The sequence below is a fragment of the Paramagnetospirillum marisnigri genome, assembly GCF_001650715.1.
In the GTDB taxonomy this organism is placed as follows: domain Bacteria; phylum Pseudomonadota; class Alphaproteobacteria; order Rhodospirillales; family Magnetospirillaceae; genus Phaeospirillum; species Phaeospirillum marisnigri.
In genome coordinates this window covers 40,706-57,685 of the sequence record NZ_LWQT01000043.1, presented here as the reverse complement: position 1 = coordinate 57,685, position 16,980 = coordinate 40,706, and the positions used below count along the sequence as shown (strand labels likewise).

Annotated in this window: 15 protein-coding genes; 8 read left to right on the top strand and 7 right to left on the bottom strand. The window is 65.9% G+C overall.

Features of this window, described 5'->3' with window-relative positions:
• Positions 1-13 precede the first annotated feature (13 nt).
• The 5 genes from A6A04_RS05795 to A6A04_RS05775 all read left to right on the top strand — a co-directional run bounded on the left by A6A04_RS05795 (position 14) and on the right by A6A04_RS05775 (position 4,508).
• On the top strand, positions 14-1,189 hold the full coding sequence (locus A6A04_RS05795; RefSeq protein ID WP_068490842.1) for a DegT/DnrJ/EryC1/StrS family aminotransferase: 1,176 nt from the start codon (positions 14-16) through the stop codon (positions 1,187-1,189).
• Positions 1,190-1,194: 5 nt separating this feature from the next.
• Positions 1,195-2,253: an NAD-dependent epimerase/dehydratase family protein gene (locus A6A04_RS05790; RefSeq protein ID WP_068490840.1), complete on the top strand. Its 1,059-nt coding sequence runs from the start codon at positions 1,195-1,197 to the stop codon at positions 2,251-2,253.
• Entirely contained in the window at positions 2,250-2,960 is a 711-nt protein-coding gene (locus tag A6A04_RS05785; RefSeq protein WP_068490838.1) for a cytidylyltransferase domain-containing protein, read from the top strand. Before A6A04_RS05790 ends, A6A04_RS05785 begins: the two co-directional genes overlap by 4 nt.
• Entirely contained in the window at positions 2,957-3,319 is a 363-nt protein-coding gene (locus A6A04_RS05780) for a hypothetical protein (protein WP_068490836.1), read from the top strand. Before A6A04_RS05785 ends, A6A04_RS05780 begins: the two co-directional genes overlap by 4 nt.
• 64 nt (positions 3,320-3,383) lie before the next feature.
• Entirely contained in the window at positions 3,384-4,508 is a 1,125-nt protein-coding gene (locus tag A6A04_RS05775) for a CaiB/BaiF CoA transferase family protein (RefSeq protein WP_068490835.1), read from the top strand.
• Between the two features lie 3 nt (positions 4,509-4,511).
• On the opposite strand, the gene A6A04_RS05770 is transcribed toward A6A04_RS05775, so the two are convergent.
• The 5 genes from A6A04_RS05770 to A6A04_RS05750 form a co-directional block, all read right to left on the bottom strand.
• Complete coding sequence (locus tag A6A04_RS05770; RefSeq protein WP_068490833.1) at positions 4,512-5,549, bottom strand: sulfate/molybdate ABC transporter ATP-binding protein; 1,038 nt, start codon at positions 5,547-5,549, stop codon at positions 4,512-4,514.
• Positions 5,550-5,562: 13 nt separating this feature from the next.
• Positions 5,563-6,402, bottom strand: a complete 840-nt coding sequence (gene cysW, locus A6A04_RS05765; RefSeq protein ID WP_068490831.1) for a sulfate ABC transporter permease subunit CysW — start codon at positions 6,400-6,402, stop codon at positions 5,563-5,565.
• A 1-nt stretch (position 6,403) separates the two neighbouring features.
• Complete coding sequence (cysT, locus tag A6A04_RS05760) at positions 6,404-7,261, bottom strand: sulfate ABC transporter permease subunit CysT (protein WP_068490829.1); 858 nt, start codon at positions 7,259-7,261, stop codon at positions 6,404-6,406.
• Between the two features lie 10 nt (positions 7,262-7,271).
• Positions 7,272-8,315: a sulfate ABC transporter substrate-binding protein gene (locus A6A04_RS05755; protein WP_068490827.1), complete on the bottom strand. Its 1,044-nt coding sequence runs from the start codon at positions 8,313-8,315 to the stop codon at positions 7,272-7,274.
• A gap of 105 nt (positions 8,316-8,420) precedes the next feature.
• Positions 8,421-10,523 carry an adenylate/guanylate cyclase domain-containing protein gene (locus tag A6A04_RS05750; protein ID WP_245651089.1) on the bottom strand — a complete coding sequence of 701 codons (2,103 nt, stop codon included), beginning with the start codon at positions 10,521-10,523 and terminating at the stop codon, positions 8,421-8,423.
• Positions 10,524-10,781: 258 nt separating this feature from the next.
• Here A6A04_RS05750 and A6A04_RS05745 point away from each other — a divergent pair, with 258 nt between their 5' ends.
• The 3 genes from A6A04_RS05745 (at position 10,782) to A6A04_RS05735 (ending at position 13,153) form a co-directional block, all read left to right on the top strand.
• Positions 10,782-11,618, top strand: a complete 837-nt coding sequence (locus A6A04_RS05745; protein ID WP_068490823.1) for a ChbG/HpnK family deacetylase — start codon at positions 10,782-10,784, stop codon at positions 11,616-11,618.
• A complete protein-coding gene (locus tag A6A04_RS05740; RefSeq protein ID WP_068490821.1) occupies positions 11,615-12,772 on the top strand; it encodes a 3-phenylpropionate MFS transporter in 1,158 nt (385 codons plus the stop codon). The genes A6A04_RS05745 and A6A04_RS05740 overlap by 4 nt, the downstream gene beginning before the upstream one ends.
• A gap of 69 nt (positions 12,773-12,841) precedes the next feature.
• Positions 12,842-13,153, top strand: coding sequence for an acyltransferase (locus tag A6A04_RS05735; protein WP_245651088.1), 312 nt, complete (start codon positions 12,842-12,844; stop codon positions 13,151-13,153).
• Here the strand turns inward: A6A04_RS05735 and chrA are convergent.
• Positions 13,136-14,476 (bottom strand): chromate efflux transporter, encoded by a 1,341-nt coding sequence (gene chrA, locus A6A04_RS05730; RefSeq protein WP_068490819.1) that lies wholly within the window; start codon positions 14,474-14,476, stop codon positions 13,136-13,138. The genes A6A04_RS05735 and chrA overlap by 18 nt on opposite strands.
• Positions 14,473-16,971, bottom strand: a complete 2,499-nt coding sequence (locus A6A04_RS05725; protein ID WP_245651087.1) for an EAL domain-containing protein — start codon at positions 16,969-16,971, stop codon at positions 14,473-14,475. Before A6A04_RS05725 ends, chrA begins: the two co-directional genes overlap by 4 nt.
• Between the last annotated feature and the right edge of the window lie 9 nt (positions 16,972-16,980).

Here is a 16,980-nt window from a genome sequence, read left to right as displayed (position 1 = left end):
GGAGCCCTTTCACATGACCTTGAAGCCCATCCCCTTCGGCAAGCCCATGCTCGGTGACGCCGAACGGGCGGCGGTGGCGGATGTCCTGGCCGGAACCACCCTGGTTCACGGTCCGGTGACCCATGCCTTCGAGCAGGCCTTCGCCGAGCGGGCCGGAGCCCGCCACGCCATCAGCGTCGCCAGTTGCACCGCCGGTCTGCATCTGGCGCTGCTGGCGCGCGGCATCGGCCCCGGCGATGCCGTGGTGGTTCCCGCCATGACCCATGTGGCCACCGCCCATGCCGTGGAGTTCTGTGGGGCGCGGCCGGTCTTCGTCGATGTACAGCCCGATACCGGAAACCTGGATCCCGATGGGGTCGAGCGTGCCCTGACCGAGAGCAAGGCCCGCGCCGTCATGGTGGTGCATTACCTGGGCCTGCCCTGCGAGATGGACCGCATCAATGCCCTGGCCGGGAAGGCCAGAGCCATGGTGGTGGAGGATTGCGCCCTGGCGCTGGACGCCACCTGGGATGGTCGCAAGGCCGGGACCCTGGGCGCCGTGGGCTGCTTCTCGTTCTACCCGGTCAAGCACATGACCACCATCGAGGGCGGCATGGTCACCACCAATGACGATGCCCTGGCCGCCGCCATCGCCCAGCGCAAGGCCTTCGGCTATGACCGCACCCTGGACAAGCGGAGCAAGCCGGGCGTCTACGACGTCACCGTGCTGGGCTACAATTACCGCATGAACGAAGTGGAAGCGGCGGTGGGACTGGCCCAGATGGCCGGGCTGGACGAGGTCCAGCGCCGCCGCGCCAATAATGACCGCGTCATCCGCGCCGGGTTGGCGGTGCTGCCCGAGGTGACGGTGTTCGCGCCCGAGCGCGGCCCGGCCAAATCCTCCCACTACTGCCTCAACGCCGTTCTGCCCCCGGACGGGTCCATCGACCGCGACCGGGTGGCGGCGCTGATGAAGGAGGACGGTATCGGCACCAGCATCCATTACCCGGAAGCGGTGCCGCTGATGACCTATTACCGCGACAAGTACGGATATACCCCCGGTTCCTTCCCGGTGGCGGAATGGTTGGCGCGCCAGACCATCTCGCTGCCGGTGGGGCCGCACCTTGAAGACGGCGACGCAGAACGCGTCGCCCATTCCTTCGTCACGGCGGTGGCGAAGGCCCGGACGGAACAGTCAAAGGGAGGCTGAAAGCCATGTACGACTTCGAAACAAGCCTGTCGCCCGAGCATTTTTCCGATCGCCGCATCCTGCTGGTGGGTGGAGCCGGTTTCATCGGCCATAATCTGGCGCTGTGCCTGAAACGGCTGGGGGCCGACGTCCACGTGCTGGACAGCCTCCAGGTCAACAATCTGGGCGCCTTCACCAATACCATCCGCCGCGATCCCAACGCCCGGCTGTATCTGGACCTGATCAACACCCGGCTGGAAATGCTGCGCTCCGCCGACATTCCGCTGCATGTGGTCGATGCCCGCGACTATTCCATGCTGAGCCGCGCCATCACCGAGGTCGAGCCCCATGCGGTGGTGCATCTGGCCGCCGTGGCCCATGCCAACCGCGCCAACAAGGACCCGTTCAGCACCTTCGACCATTCTATGCGGACCCTGGAAAACGCGCTGGACGCCTGCCGCTCCCATATCGAGCATTTCGTCTATTTCTCGTCCTCCATGGTCTACGGCAATTTCGAAGGCGAATCAGTCACCGAGGACAGCCCCTGCAATCCCATCGGCATCTATGGCGCCTTGAAATTCGGCGGCGAGAAGCTGGTGATCGCCTATAATCAGGTGTTCGGCTTCAACTACACCATCGTGCGGCCCTCGGCGCTCTATGGCGAGCGCTGCGTCTCGCGCCGGGTGGGACAGGCCTTCATCGAGAACGCCCTGGCGGGTCGCGACCTCACCATCAATGGCGATGGCGAGGACAAGCTGGACTTCACCTATATCGGCGATCTGGTCCAGGGCATCGTCAGGGTCCTGCTGAACCCACCCGCCTATCGCCAGACCTTCAACCTGACCTATGGCGGGGCGCATTCCATCAATTCCCTAGCCGCGATCGTCAAGGAACACTTCCCCGGCATCACCGTGCGCCACCAGCCCCGCGATTCCCTGATGCCGGAACGCGGCACCCTGAACGTGGACAAGGCGCGACGGCTGATCGGCTACGACCCCTGCTATCCGGTGGACAAGGGCTATCGCCGCTATCTGGACTGGTATCTGGGCTACAGCGCCGCCAAGCCGGACCTGTTCAAGCCATGACCGCCACCGGCGGCGGATCGGTGGGGGTGGTGGTGCTCGCCCGTCTCGACTCCCGTCGCCTGCCGGGCAAGGCGCTGCGACCGCTGGCCGGTCGGCCGCTGATGGGGCGGGTTCTGGACCGGGTCAGGCGGGTCGCGTGCGCCTCGGTGGTGGTCGCCACCAGCGACCGGGGGCTGGACGAGCCCATCGCCGCCTTCTGCGCCGCCGAGGGCGTCGCCGTCCATCGCGGCTCGGCAGAGGATGTGCTGGGCCGCCTGACCGGCTGCGTCGCCGCCCACGACTTCGCCCATGCGGTGCGCATCTGCGGCGACAGCCCCTTCGCCGATCCCGAATTGATCGCCGCCATGCTGGCCCTGCATCTTCGCGAGGGGGCGGAGCTGACCACCAATGTGTTTCCGCGCGGCTTTCCCCCCGGCGCCTCGGTGGAGATTCTGACGGCGGCGGCGCTGGAGCGGCTGGACGCCCTGGCCCGCGATCCGGAACAGCGCGAGCATGTCACCCGCGCCTGCTATGACCATCCGGCCCAGTTCCGGATTCACAATGTGGCGCCACCGCATCCCTTCCCCGCCACCCGTCTGGTGGTGGACGATGGCCGCGACCTGGACCGCGCCGAGGCGGTGTGCCGGGTGTTGGACCGCCATCCCTCGGCGACGTTGCTGGAGTTGGCCGAGGCCGCCGCCCGCTGGGATGAGAGGAACCCGGCATGAGATTTGACGCCAAGACGCCGCCGCGCCGCTTCGCCGTCGGAACCGGAAACAAGCTGACCATTAGCGATTGCGGTTCCATGGCGCTGGACCCCGACGAACAGGTCACCCTGACCACGCCATCGGGGGGCGAATACGACATCACCCGCAAGGACTGGGGCTTCTACGCCACCCCGTCGCTCAACGGCCGACTGATCGGCTTCGGCCTGCGCGGCGCCCTGACCCGTAACACCCAAAGCGGCCGGATTTTCGTGATGCTGGTGGAACGCGGCTTCGAGGATGCCTTCCACGCCTATCTGGCGGAGGAAGCCATGGAGGTGGTGTGCTGGCTGGATGGCTCGGAGCCCTTGGGCGGGAAATAGTTCAGTTCGCCTCCGCCCTGGGGCTAAAATCAGCCAGCGCAATCGGCCGGAGTGGTTTGGCATCATGTCGCTTCCCTTGTCGGGACTGTTGGTGGTGGCCCTGGAACAGGCGGTGGCGGCGCCACTATGCACCTCGCGTCTTGCCGACGCCGGTGCCCGGGTGATCAAGATCGAACGGCCCGAGGGCGATTTCGCCCGTGGCTACGACCATGTGGCCCAGGGCGAGAGCGCCTATTTCGTCTGGATCAACCGGGGCAAGGACTCCCTGACCCTGGACATCAAGGCGCCCGAGGACGCCGCCCTGCTGGAGCGCATCCTGGCCCGCGCCGATGTCTTCGTGCAGAACCTGGCGCCGGGCGCCGCCGAGCGGGCGGGATTTGGTTCCGAGGCCCTGCGCCAGCGCCATCCCCGCCTGATCACCTGCGACATCACCGGCTATGGCGAGGACGGCCCCTATCGCGACATGAAGGCCTATGACCTGCTGGTCCAGGCCGAGGTGGGACTGGCCGCCATCACCGGCGCGCCCGAGGCCCCCGGCCGGGTCGGCGTCTCGGTGGCCGATATCGCCTGCGGCATGTATGCCCATGCGGGTATCTTGCAGGCATTGCTGGAGCGCGAGCGCAGCGGCAAGGGCTCCGGCATCGCGGTGTCGCTGTTCGACGCCCTGGCCGACTGGATGACGGTGCCGCTGCTGCACCACGACTATGGCGGCAAGGCCCCGGAGCGGGTCGGCCTCAACCATCCCAGCATCGCGCCCTATGGCGCTTTCGCCCTGGGCGATGGCCGCCAGGTGGTGCTGTCCATCCAGAACGAGCGGGAATGGGCGCAGTTCTGCGAGGTGGTGCTGGAACACCCCGCCATGACCCATGATCCGCGCTTTGCTTCGAACCGCGTCCGCGTCGCCAACCGGCCCGAGTTGGAAACCATCATCACCGCGGTCTTCGCCGCCCTCGACCATGCCGAGGCGGTGCGCCGCCTGAACGCGGCCCGCATCGCCTATGGCTCGCTCAACGGGGTGGCCGAGCTGTCCGACCATGTCCAGTTGCGGCGCATGGCCCAGCCGACCCCATCCGGCCCGGTCCAGATGGTGGCGCCGCCGGTCCAGATTCGTGGCGAGAACTTCACTCCCCGCCCCGTCCCCGCCCTGGGCCAGCAGTCCGATTCCATCCGGAAAGAGTTCGCGTCTTAAAGTTCACCCCCCGACGAACACCCGGGCCTTGCGCAGGAAGATGGAGACCTCCAGGCCCCGGCGCAGCTTCAGCTTGTCCTTGTGCTCGCGGGTAACCTCGGAGTCCAGCACGGTGCCGTCGGGCAGCACCACCTCCACCCGCACCACCGGCCCCAGCACGATGACCTGGCGGATGGTGGCCTGGGGCAGGTCGGGCGACAGTTCCAGGATTTCCACGTCGTGAGGACGCACGAAGGCGGTGCCGCCGCCATCCACGGCGCCGCCGCCGATATGCAAGCCCCCCACCTGGGCCGCGCCGCCGGTCACCGAACAGGGCACCGCGTTGACATTGCCGAGGAAGCGATAGACGAAGGGAGTGGCGGGGCTGTCGTAGATTTCCGCAGGCGTGCCGATCTGCTCGATGCGGCCCTTGTTCATCACCACCACCTCGTCGGCGACTTCCAGGGCCTCTTCCTGGTCATGGGTGACGAAAACGCCGGTCAGCCCCATCTCGTCATGCAGGTTGCGCAGCCAGCGGCGCAGATCCTTCCTGACCTGGGCGTCCAGGGCGCCGAAAGGCTCGTCCAGCAGCAGCAGGCGAGGCTCCACCGCCAGGGCGCGGGCCAGGGCGACGCGCTGGCGCTGGCCGCCGGAAAGCTGGCTGGGATAGCGCCCGGCCAGCCCCTCCAGCTGCACCAGATTGAGCAGGGTATGAACCCGCTCGGCGATGACCGCCTTGGAGGGGCGATCGGCGCCCTTCCTGACCTTGAGGCCGAAGGCCACGTTCTCTGCCACGCTCATATGGCGGAACAGGGCATAATGCTGGAACACGAAGCCGACCCGGCGGTCGCGGGTGCCCAGGCCGGTGGCGTCGATTCCGCCAAGCTTGATCCGCCCGGCATCGGGTTGTTCCAACCCGGCCAGGATGCGCAGCAAGGTGGTCTTGCCCGAGCCCGACGGCCCCAGCAAGGCCACCAGCTTGCCCTGGTTGACCCTGAGCGACACCCGGTCCAGCGCCTTGAAGTCGCCGAAATGCTTGGAGACGTCCTCGACCTCGATCATGCCCCCGTTCCTCTCAATGTCCCGTGGCGACGAGTTCGTCGCGGTGCCACCATTCAAGGGCAGTCTTGGCCGCGAGCGTGACCAGGGCCAGAACGGCAAGGAGAGACGCGACCGCGAAAGCTCCGACGAAATCATATTCATTGTAGAGGATCTCCACATGCAACGGCATGGTGTTGGTCAAACCCCGGATATGGCCCGATACCACCGAAACGGCGCCGAACTCCCCCATGGCGCGGGCATTGCACAGCAAGACACCGTACAGCAGGCCCCAGCGCACATTGGGCAGGGTCACCAGCCAGAAGGTGCGCCAGCCATTGGCGCCCAGGGTCAGGGCGGCTTCTTCCTCTTCCCGGCCCTGCTCCTCCATCAGGGGGATCAGTTCGCGGGCGACGAAGGGAAAGGTGACGAAAATGGTGGCCAGCACGATGCCCGGCACCGCGAAGACCACCTTGAGATCATGCTCGGCCAGCCAGGGGCCCAGCCAGCCCTGCAAGCCGAACATCAGCACATAGATCAGACCGGAAATCACCGGCGAGACCGAGAATGGCAGCTCGATCAGCGATACCAGCAGGCTTTTGCCGCGAAAGTCGAACTTGGCGATGGCCCAACTGGCCGCCAGCCCGAAGACGATGTTGAGCGGCACCGCGATGACGGCCACCAGCAGGGTCAGCCAGATGGCGGGCAGGGCATCCTCGCCCGACAGCGCCCGCCAATAGGCGTCCCAGCCTTTGGCGAAGGCCTCGGCCAGCACCGCCACCAGAGGCAGCGCCAGGAACAGGGCCAGAAAGCCCAGGGCGATGGCGGTCAACAGCCAGCGCACGACAACCGGATCGCGGGTGGAAGCGGTCTGCATCTCAGCCTCCCATGCGCGCGCGGCGCCATTTCTGCAGCAGATTGACCACCAGCAACAGGGTGAAGGAAATGGCCAGCATGATGGTGGCGATCACCGTCGCCCCCACATAATCGTACTGTTCCAGCTTGGTGACGATCAGCAGCGGCGCGATCTCGGACACGCCGGGCATGTTGCCGGCGATGAAGATCACCGAGCCGTATTCCCCCACCGCCCGGGCCAGGGCCAGGGAAAAGCCGGTCAGCAGCGACGGCGCGACGGCGGGCAGGATGACGCGGAAGAAGGTCTGGAGCCGGTCGGCGCCCAGCGAGGCCGCCGCCTCCTCCAGTTCCAGGTCCACGTCCTGCAGCACCGGCTCCACCGTGCGCACCACGAAGGGCAGGCCGATGAACACCATGGCCACCACCACGCCCAGGGGCGTGAAGGCGACCTTGACGCCCAGCGGCTCCAACAGACGGCCCAGCCAGCCATTGGGGGCATAAAGCGCGGTGAGCGCGATGCCCGCCACGGCGGTGGGCAGGGCAAAGGGCAGGTCGACGAAGGCATCAACCACCTTGCGACCGGGAAAGGGATAGCGTACCAGCACCCAGGCCACCAGCAGGCCGAACACCGCGTTGATCACGGCGGCGGCCAGGGCGCCGCCAAAGGACAGCCACAGGGCCGACAGCACCCGGGGATCGCCCAGCACCGCCAGCCACTGGTCCAGGCTGGCGCTGGCGGCCTTCAGCAGCAAAGCCGCCAGCGGCAACAGCACGATCAGCGACAGGTAAGTCAGGGTGAAGCCCAGAGTCAGGCCGAAGCCCGGGATGACGCTCGACGCCACCCGGGTCCGACGCAACAGCGACAGCGGCACTGATGTCACGCGCCTGTCCTCACTTCTTGGCGATGATGCGGTCGAATACGCCGCCATCGGAGAAATGGGTATTCTGGGCCTTGGTCCAACCTCCGAAGACATCGTCGATGGTGAAAAGGCGAACCGGCAGGAAGGTCGAGGCATATTTCTTCGCCACGTCGGCATCGCGGGGACGATAGAAGTTCCGCGCGATGACGTCCTGGGCCTCGGGGGTGTAGAGATACTGGAGATAGGCCTCGGCCACCGCGCGGGTGCCGCGCTTGTCCACCACCTTGTCCACCACCGCCACCGGCGGTTCGGCCAGGATGGACAGCGACGGCGCCACGATCTCGAAGCCGTTGCCGAATTCCTTGAGCGCCAGCACCGCCTCGTTCTCCCACGACAGGAAGACGTCGCCGATGCCGCGCTGGGCGAAGGTGGTCAGCGCGCCGCGCGCCCCCGAATCCAGCACCGGGACATTCTTGAACAGGGCGGCGACGAAGGCCTCGGCCTTGGCCGGATCATTGTTGTTCTTGTTCAAGGCATGGCCCCAGGCGGCCAGATAGTTCCAGCGGGCACCGCCCGAAGTCTTGGGATTGGGGGTGATCACCGCCACGCCGGGCTTCACCAGATCGTCCCAATCCTTGATCTGCTTGGGATTGCCCTTGCGGACCAGGAACACGATGGTCGAGGTGTAGGGCGCGCTGTTATGGGAAAGGCGCTTCTGCCAATCGGGGGCCAGCAGCTTGGCCTTGTCGGCGATGGCGTCGATGTCATAGGCCAGCGCCAGGGTGACCACGTCGGCGGGCAGGCCGTCGATCACCGAGCGGGCCTGCTTGCCCGAACCGCCATGGGACTGGTTGATCTTCAGGTCCTCGCCGGTCTTGGCCTTCCACGACTTGATGAAGCCGTCGTTGACAGCCTGATACAGCTCGCGGGTGGGATCGTAGGACACGTTCAGCAGCGTCCTGGGCTCGGCGGCCTGCGCTCCCGGGATCAAGGCGGCCAGCCCCAGGGCCAACACCACCACCAACAGACCCACCACCACCAAGCGCCCGACATCCTCGTCGCGGAACAGAGCCATGACCGCCTCCAATCACTTCCAAAGCCACCAATCTATCAATCTGTAGATTATTGGATTATGGGAGTCAAGCGCTCCATTTCGGGACTGAAGACAGCCCGGATAGGCCTATTTGGATTTCAGCTCGTGGACGCCGGTCCAGTCGGCGGGCGGCGGCGCGGCCTGATAGGCCTTGCAGCGTTCGACGAACAGGGCCGCCAGCTTGGCGCCGCCACCTTTCTCGCCGAGAGTCTGGTACAGGGAAATGGCCTGATCCCACTGCCGGGCGCGATAGGCGTTGAAGGCGGCCTCGGTCGTGCGGCACATCTCGATCTGGTCGTGGGTGGCCAGCAGTTCCGGCGGCCCCTGGCGCAAGCCCACCAGCTCGAACACCATTTCACCCGCCTTGCGGCCCTTGACCGCCACCAGATCCAGCGGCCGGATCAGGAGGGAGTCCCCCGCCGCCTGGGCCACCGCCGCGCTGATGCAGATCTTGGTGCCATAGACCTTGTTGACGCCTTCAAGGCGAGAGGCGACGTTGACCCCATCGCCGACGGCGGTATAGCTCATCCGCTGTTCCGAACCGATATTACCGACGATGACATTGGCGGTATGCAGCCCGATGCGGACAAACATGGTGGGAAGTCCATCGGCCTCCCATTCGGCATTGAGAGCCGACTGGAGCTGCTGGGCGCGCAACGCCGCGATACAGCCGCGCAGGGCATGGTCCTCGCGCCAGGCGGGCGCCCCCCAGAAAGCCATGACCGCGTCGCCGATATACTTGTCGACGGTGCCGTCCTCCTGACCGATGCACTGCGACATGGCGGCAAGGTGGCGCGAGACGTGGACCAGCAGGTCGCCCGCCTCCATGCGCTCGGACAGGCCGGTGAAATCGGCGATGTCGGTAAACATCACCGTCAAGGTGCGATCCTGCCCGCCCAGTTCGATGGTGCGGCCGCTGGCCACCAGTTCTCGAACCAGATCGCGGGGCACGAACATGCCGAAGGTTCTCAGCGCCCGCTTCATCATGTTGAGCGAGTCGATCAGTTCGTTGACCTCGCGCACCCAGGCATGGATGGCGATGGGACCGGCCAGGTCGAATTTCTGGATCTTGCGAATCTCGCCGCTCAGCCTGGCCAGGGGTTTGGAAATCCAGCGGGAAATGACGGTCATCCCCACCATTCCCAGCACCATCAACGCCAGACCCACCAGGACGATATCGCGGGTATTGGACTTCAGGGTGCCGACAAAGTCATCTTCCAGCACCACCACGCCCAAGAGCCACTTCTTGCCGAAATCGTCGGGCAATTCGCGGAACGAGCCCAGATAGGCCATGCCCCCTGAATTGAACCGCAGAAACTTCGCGCGCGTGGCGTGATAGGCGGCGAAGGCGTCGCTGACACGGATGTCGTTCAGTTCGGCGGCCTTGACCAGCGACAGTTTCAGCCCGTCCTGGCGCACCACCTTCGAGGCGTCGGGATGGGCGATCAACTGGTCCTTCTCGTCAACGATCATGCCGATGCCGCCCGAGCCCAGTTCCAGCTTGGACATGAAGTCCGATAATTGCCGCGTCGATATGTTGGCGGCGGTGGCGCCGATCACCCGCCCGTCCTTGGCGATGATCGGATAGGCGGCGGCGATGCCTGCCTGCCGGTTGCTGGTGAACACCACCAGATCGGTCCAGATCAGGCTGCGCTTGGCCACCACCTCCTTGTACCAGTCGCGAGTGCGGTGGTCGTAATTCAGTTGGTTGGAGGTCTCCCGTCCCAACACGGTGCCGTCGCGACGAACATAGGTCCAGACATCGGAATAGACGCCGCCCTTGCGGTCGACCACCCGCAACGCGAACTGCGCGCCATGGGGCGGCGGATTGTTGTTGGCACCGAATTTTTCCGTTCCCGGCGGGATCGGAAAGGCCTGGAGAAAGCGGCCATCGGCTTCAAAGGCATAATAGATGCTTTGAAGCTGCGGGCTGGAATCGAGCAGGCTCATCAGATAGGGGAACAGCGAACCGTCGCGGGCCTTGGCCTCGTCCTCGGTGGCCACTTCGGCCATGGAACGGACATGGGCGGCGACCGGGTCCAGCAAGGCCACGGTGCTGGCCATACCCGAATCGGCGACGCGATCGACAAATCTTTCGGTCAAATCCAGAACGGCGCCGGCATTCTTGACATAGGCATAGCTCACCAGCGTCACGATGATGACGCTGAGAAGAGTCGCGAATGCGGTCACGATATTGACCTGGAGGGTCAATCCCTTGCCGCGGGGGCGCCGCCTTCGCTCGGGAGGTGCCGCCATATCCATCCGAAAGCTATTCCTTTTTGTTCAATCCGTTCGGCCCGTCTCCATTTCCCCGTAAGGATATAGGAACAGGATGCCCCGGTTCACAGATACATATATGCGTGACAAAGTCACATATTGCGTTATTTCGTATGAGCCTCACTGTCAAGCCGCCTTGCCCCCCCCCATACGCCAGCATAAGCTCCGGCCATGATGCCAACCACCGTCACTCTTTGCGCCGACGACTACGGCATTGCCCCCGGCGTCGGCCGCGCCATTCGCGCCCTGATCGCCTCGGGACGGCTGCAGGCCACCGGCTGCATGACCGCTTCTCCCCATTGGTCGGACGAGGCCAAACGGCTCCTGCCCCTGGAAGGTCAGGCCGAGTTCGGGGTGCACCTCACCCTGACCGACCATGCCCCTCTGACCACCATGCCCCATCTTGCTCCCCATGGCAAACTACCTCCGGTTGGAGCCATGGTGAAACGCGCCGTGCTGGGCCGCCTCGACCGGTCCGAAATCGCCGCCGAGTTGGAAGCCCAGCTGGACGCCTTCGAGTCGGCCATGGGACGCCCACCGGATTTTCTCGACGGCCACCACCATGTGCATCAGCTACCGGTGGTACGCGACGTGGTGATGGAGCTGTGGTCACGGCGGCTGAAGGCGCGAGGCGGCTGGGTTCGGTCTTGCTGGGAAAATCCCTTGCGCATCGCCGCCCGGGGCATCGACCCCATCCGCGCCACCATCATCGCCGTTCTGGGACTGGGCCTGCGCCGGATGCTGCACAGGGCGGGCGCCCGTCATAACCACAGCTTCCGGGGAGTCTATGACTTTTCCGGCAAGGTTTCCTATGCCGAGCTGTTCCGCATCTTCACCGACCACCCGTCGCCCGGCACTCTGGTGATGTGCCATCCCGGCGAGGTTGACGATGAATTGCGGGCCTGCGAGTGGCTGACCGATCAGCGCGAGGTCGAATACCGTTTCCTGGCCTCGGAGGACTGCGCCCGCTCGCTGGCGGAGCGCGGGCTGACCCTCGGCAGGCTATGAGCCGCTCCGCCGCCGCCTTGCGCCTGGCCGCGTTCTACGCGGCCATCTTCGCCGCCGTCGGAATCCATATTCCGTTCTGGCCGCTTTGGCTCAAGGATCGCGGCCTCAGCCCCACCGAGATCGGCCTGCTGGTGGCCGCCGGATACATGACCCGGCTGGTGGCGACCCCCCTGGTGGGCCATTGGGTGGATCATCGCGGCGACCGCAAGCGGCCGCTGCTGATCCTCAGCATCGCCGCCGCCCTCACCTGGCTGGCCTTTCCCTGGGTGCACGGCTTCTGGGCCATTCTGGTGGTCACCGTGGTCACCATTTTTCCGTTCACCAGCCTGATGCCGGTGGGCGACGCCCTGTCGCTGATGGTGGTGCAGTCCCAACGGCTGGATTACGGCCGCATCCGGCTGTGGGGATCACTCGCCTTCATCATCGCCGCCACCACCATGGGCCAGGTGCTGGCCGACTGGCCGGTAAGCCTGTTGCCCTGGCTGATGGTGGCGGCCCTGGCGCTCACCGCCGCCACCTGCACCACCCTACCCGACGCCCGGGTTCCGGCCCACGAGGCACCAGCGCCCCTGGCGCCGCTGATGGCTTCGGGCATCTTCCTGCTGTTCCTGGCCACCGCCGCCTTCAACCAGTCGGCCCACACCGTCTATTACGCCTTCGCCACCATCCACTGGAAGGCGTCGGGCCTGTCCGACCCCGCCATCGGCATCTTGTGGTCCGAGGGCGTGGTGGCGGAAATCCTGCTGTTCGCCTTCAGTGGCTGGGTCGTCGCCCGGCTGGGGCCATCGGGCCTGCTGCTGGCCGCGGCCCTGGGGGGCGTGGCGCGTTGGTCCATCCTGGGGCTGACCGCCGATCCGGTCTGGGTCGCCGCCGCCCAGTTATTGCACGCGGCGACCTTCGGCTGCGGCCATCTGGGCGCCATGCATTTCATCTCGCGCGCGGTGCCGCCATCGCTGGCCGGCCGGGCGCAAGGAGTCTATGCCGCCATCGCCGTCGGCCTCGCCCCAGGCCTGATGACGCCATTGAGCGGCTATCTGTTCGAGCTTTTGGGCGGCGCCTCCTTCCTGGCCATGGGCGGCCTGTCGGCGATATCGTCGCTGCTGGCCTGGAGGCTGCTCCGATCCTGGCGCAATGGCCACGCCATCCCCATGTGAAACACATTCCCCCGGACCGCGGAGTGGGATAGACTCCCCCATGGGGAAGATGTCACGGGTGGATCGGGGATGAGTGCCAAGCCCAAGAGTGTCGCGGAAATGTCGCGCCAGGAAATGATGGAGATGCTGAGCCGCTTCGCCGGCCTGGCACCGCCCAAGGGGCATGACCAGGACGACTGGGACGGCTGGCTGGTGGCGTCGGTGCTGCTGCGCTGTCGCCGTGATCTCGGCGACGAGGCCAAGGGCGCCGCAGCCGCCATCGCCATGCTGGCACCGCTGAAATTCTTCCCGCAACTGCTGCCTCATCTCGAGGACCAGTTGGGCCGCGCCCTCACCGCCGAGGAATTGCGCCCCGCAGCGGCCCTACGGAAGAAGAAGTAGCCGCCACACCGCCCCGGCCAAGCCACAGGCGGCCAAAGTGGTCAGCATGCCCGCGTGAAAGCGCAGCATGGCCACGGCCGCCAGCACGGCCAGGACCAGCGCCGCCGGGTCCAGCGACGACCATTGGGGAACTCCCAGCTGAATCGGCCCGATCCGCTGCTCGTCAATGCGCGCGAACAGCACATGCAGCGCGAACCAGACCGCCAGGTTGAAGATCACCCCCACCACGGCGGCGGTGATGGCCGAGAGGGCGCCGGACAGGGCGCCGTTGCCGCGCAGCCGCTCCACGAAGGGTGCTCCCGCCAGAATCCAAAGGAAGCAGGGGGTGAAGGTGACCCAGACCGCCATGGCGGCACCGGCCACCCCACCCAGCCAGGGCGCCAGCGGCCCGGGATCGCGCCATCCCGCCAGGAAGCCGACGAACTGGTTGACCAGGATCAGCGGACCGGGCGTGGTCTCGGCCAGCCCCAGCCCGTCCAGCATCTCGCCCGGCCGCAGCCAGCCCTGCACCTCCACCGCCTCCTGGGCCACATAGGCCAGCACCGCGTAAGCGCCGCCGAAGGTGACCACCGCCAGCTTGCTGAAGAACAGGCCGATGGCGGCGAAGGACCCTTCGCCCCAGGCCATGGCCGCGAGCACCGGCCCCCACCACAGCAGCAGCAGCAGGACCACCAGCCGGGTCAGCCGGGCGGCCCCGGGCCGCAGATGGTCGGCCCCCGTCTCGATGATCCGGTCGGCGGCGCCCTGGTCCTGTGCCTGGGCGGCGGGCAGGAAAGCGGGATGGCCGGCCCGGGCGGCGACGAATCCCACCGAACCAGCCGCCAGGACGACCAGGGGAAACGGAATCGCCAGGAAGAAGATGCCGACAAAGGCCGCCGTCGCCAGCCACAGGAATATCCGATGCTTCAGGGCGCGACGGCCGATGCGCAACAGCGCTTCCAATACCACCGCCAGCACGGCGGGCTTGATGCCGTAGAACAGGGCGTCAACCAGCGGCACCTGCTGGAATCCGGCATAGAGCGCCGCCAGCCCCATCATCACCAGGAAGCCGGGCAACACGAACAGAATGCCCGCCGCGACGCCTCCGGGGCCGCGATGCAACAGCCATCCCACATAGGTGGCCAGCTGCTGGGCCTCGGGGCCGGGCAGCAGCATGCAGAAATTCAGCGCGTGGAGGAAACGGGCCTCGCTGATCCATTTCTTCTCGTCCACCAGGATGCGGTGCATGGTGGCGATCTGGGCCGCCGGGCCGCCGAAGCTGAGGAGTCCCACCTTCACCCAGACCCTGAACGCCTCGCCGAACGAAGGATGCCCCTCGTTCACGCCGCGTCACCGGCATCGAGGGCATGCCGCATCAGGAAGATATTGGCCTGATCGGGCGGCATGGGCTTGGCCAGGAAATAGCCCTGCATCTCGTCGCATTCCTGGGTGATCAGGATGGCTTTCTGGTCGGCCTCCTCGATCCCTTCCGCCACCACCTTGAGCCCCAGGCTGTGGGCAATGCCGATGATGCTGCCCACCAGCATCATGTCCCGCGAATCGCGGGCGAGGTCTCGCACGAAGGAGCGGTCGATCTTCAGGGTGTCCACCGGCAGGCACTTGAGATAGCTGAGCGAAGAATAGCCGGTTCCGAAATCGTCGATGGCCAGGCGTATTTCCAGTTTCTTCAACGCGTCGAGTACCTGGCGCTGCTGCTGTTCAAGGTCCAGAACGAAGGTCTCGGTGATCTCGAGCTCCAGACACTCGGCGGGGAAACCGGTCACGGCCAGCACGGCGGCAATGGTCTCGGGCAAATTCCCATCCCGGAAATCGCCGCCTGACAGGTTCACCGCCATGGTGATGTCATGTCCGGCCTCGCGCCAGATCCTTCCCTGGCGGCAGGCCTTGCCCAAGACCAGCATGTCGATACGCTCGACCAGATGCATTTCTTCCGCGATGGGGATGAAATCGGCGGGCGAGACCGCGCCAAACTGGGGATGGGTCCAGCGGACCAGGGCCTCGAAGCCAGAGATGGCGCCGGTCCTCAGATCAGCCTTGGGCTGATAATGGACCTCGAAGCCGCCGTCCTCGACCGTCTGGCGCAGGGCCGATTCCAGTTCCAGGCGGCGTTCCTCGCGGCGGGTCATCTCGGCGGCGTAGAAGTTGTGCCGCCCCTTGCCGCTCGCCTTGGCCTGATACATGGCGGTGTCGGCATGTTTCAGCAATTCGTCGCCGCTGCGGCCATGATCGGGATAGACACTGATGCCGATGCTGGCGCCGATGAAGACCTCCCGCCCCTCGATGACCATGGGCAGGGCCAGTTCGGCCAGGATCTTGTCCGCCACCACCACGGCATCGGCGGGTGACGCGATCTCATCCACGATGACGGTAAACTCGTCGCCACCCAGCCGGGCGATGGTATCGGTCATGCGCACGCATTGGCGCAGCCGCCGGGCGACTTCCTTCAACAACTCGTCCCCGGCCCGGTGGCCCATCGTGTCATTGACCTTCTTGAACCCGTCCAGGTCCAGGAACAGCAGCGCCGCCTGCCGGTCATGCCGCAAGGCATGCACCACGGCGCGCTCAAGCCTGTCCTGGAACAGCACCCGGTTGGGCAGTTCGGTCAAGACGTCGTAATGGGCCAGGCGCAGGATGTGCCGCTGGGCCTCGACCTGATCGGTGATGTCGTTGAAGCTGCCGATATAGTAGCGGACCCGCCCCTGCTCATCCTTGACCGCAACGATGCTTTCCCAGGCGACAAAAATGCTGCCGTCGCGCCGCCGGTTCCATATTTCGCCCTGCCAGCGGCCGGTGGCGGAGATGGACTGCCACATTTCCTGATAGAAGGACTCGTCGTGGTGGTCCGAGCGCAGAAGCCGGGGATTGGTGCCGATCACGTCTTGCGACGTGTAGCCGGTCATCTCGGTGAACATGGGATTGGCCCGCAATATCCGGCCATCCACATCGGTGATGATGGTGGCATCCAGGGCATAGCGGAAAACATGGGCGGCGAGGCGGTTTTCCTCCTCGGCGCGCTCCTTCTCCGCCATGCGGACGGCGCTGCGCCGGGAAATGACCAGGATGCCTCCCAGCCCCAACAGCCAGATGCCCCCGTGGGAGGCGGCCAGGGCAAGCACCGCCGCCGCCTCGGCGGCGCGATAGGGCGCCAGCGGCACCGCCACGCCCACCGCCCCCCGAACCTCGCCGTTCTTGAACCCCAGATGCCCATGACATTTCTGGCAGCTCTGTTCCATGATGAAGGGCTTGATCAGGCGCAGATGCGGCGCGCCGTCCACATCGGTGACCGCCAGCTTCTCCTTAATGCTCCCGGCGGAGAACTGGCGGATGGCCTCGGCCTCCCAAGGGTCCGCCTCGTTATTGGGATTGAGGTAGACGATGCCGACGATGCGTCCCTTGATGCCATAAAGGTCACCGTAATCCTGCATCATCTCGCGCAGCATATAGGCGGGATTCATCAAGGTGAGCAGGCGCCCGTCCGTGGTCAGCAGGTCCCGGTCGGGCAGATGGGCCATCCAGGGGCTGGGCGGTGTTTTCTCGGACGGCTCCACATAGACGCCACCATGGGAGGATGCCCAGGCGCGGTAGGCCACGTCCTTGTCGAAGGCACCCCGGGCGGAATTCAGTGCCATGTCAAACGAGATGATTTCCTGGCGCTGCACATTCCACCAGAGCGAACCGCCGAGCAGAAGACTCCAGGCCAGGACGGCCAGAGCGGCATAGCGCAAGACAATGGAACGCGCGCGTCTAGGCAAGCGATCCGTCACCCGGTCGGGCGTCTCGCCATCCCCATCCAGCCCTGACCGTGACGCCTGGATCACACGCTCTCC